The sequence below is a fragment of the Lyngbya aestuarii BL J genome (assembly GCF_000478195.2).
Taxonomy (GTDB): Bacteria; Cyanobacteriota; Cyanobacteriia; order Cyanobacteriales; family Microcoleaceae; genus Capilliphycus; species Capilliphycus aestuarii.
Genome location: NZ_AUZM01000288.1, coordinates 1 through 810, shown reverse-complemented (window position 1 = coordinate 810; position 810 = coordinate 1). Strand labels below are relative to the sequence as shown.

Annotated in this window: 1 protein-coding gene and 1 pseudogene; one reads left to right on the top strand and one right to left on the bottom strand. The window is 40.7% G+C overall.

The features are described from left to right. Window positions 1-298 (top strand): ClpB D2-like domain containing protein (locus M595_RS28125; RefSeq protein WP_023064889.1); only part of this gene is annotated, 298 nt, incomplete at its 5' end. On the opposite strand, the pseudogene M595_RS28120 reads toward M595_RS28125, so the two are convergent. Next, window positions 283-810, bottom strand: a pseudogene (locus tag M595_RS28120) (glycosyl transferase family A); the annotation flags it as partial. The gene M595_RS28125 and the pseudogene M595_RS28120 sit on opposite strands and share 16 nt — an antisense overlap.

Below are 810 nucleotides of genomic sequence, written 5' to 3'. Positions count from 1 at the left end.
ATTAGTCGATCAAAAAATTAGTTTGGTGTTGTCTCCAGAGGCAATGAATTATATTGCAGAAGTGGGGTACGATCCAGTCTATGGAGCGAGACCGTTAAAACGAGCCATTCAACGGGAGTTAGAAAATCCGATTGCGAATTTATTATTAGAACAAAAGTATGTGGCTGGAGATACGATTTATATTGATCGTTTAGAGGAAGGTTTGTCTTTTACCAGTCAACCCAAAAGCTCTGAAAAAGAAGAAAAACTTCCCTCTCAGTTAACGGCAATTTCCACAACAATTCAACCCGAAGCATGAACTTCTGAGTGAATGAGACGTTTGAGTTGTTGGAGGAGTTGGGGAAATTGAGGGGTTAGGATCAAACCAATACTTTTGAGTAAAAGAATGAAAATCAACTTCGACTGTTTGACTCGTTGGGGTTCGTAGCCAATATAAATCATGATTAGTCGTAAAGCTTTCCAACCGTTAGAACGATTTGGTAAAAGGTCAAGGGTTCTGCACACAAGATACTTATAAACAAGAGCCAAACTTTTTCGCTTTAACGGTTGTAGGCTGGCGGGAGCTTGCGAAAAAGCCCGGTTTAAGACTTTCACAACTTGTTGTTCTTGGCGAGTAGTATGAGAAGATATTGAGTTACTGCGAATGCGGTAAAATATCTGGACAGCCGGAACATTGACAAACAGATAACGAGCCGCTAAACGCAAGTATAAATCCCAATCTTGTCCCCCTGTCAGAGACTCATCAAAATCTCCCACATCGTCGAGAGCAGAACGACAAATCAAAGGGTTAGAACCATTTTCCAGAAAGTT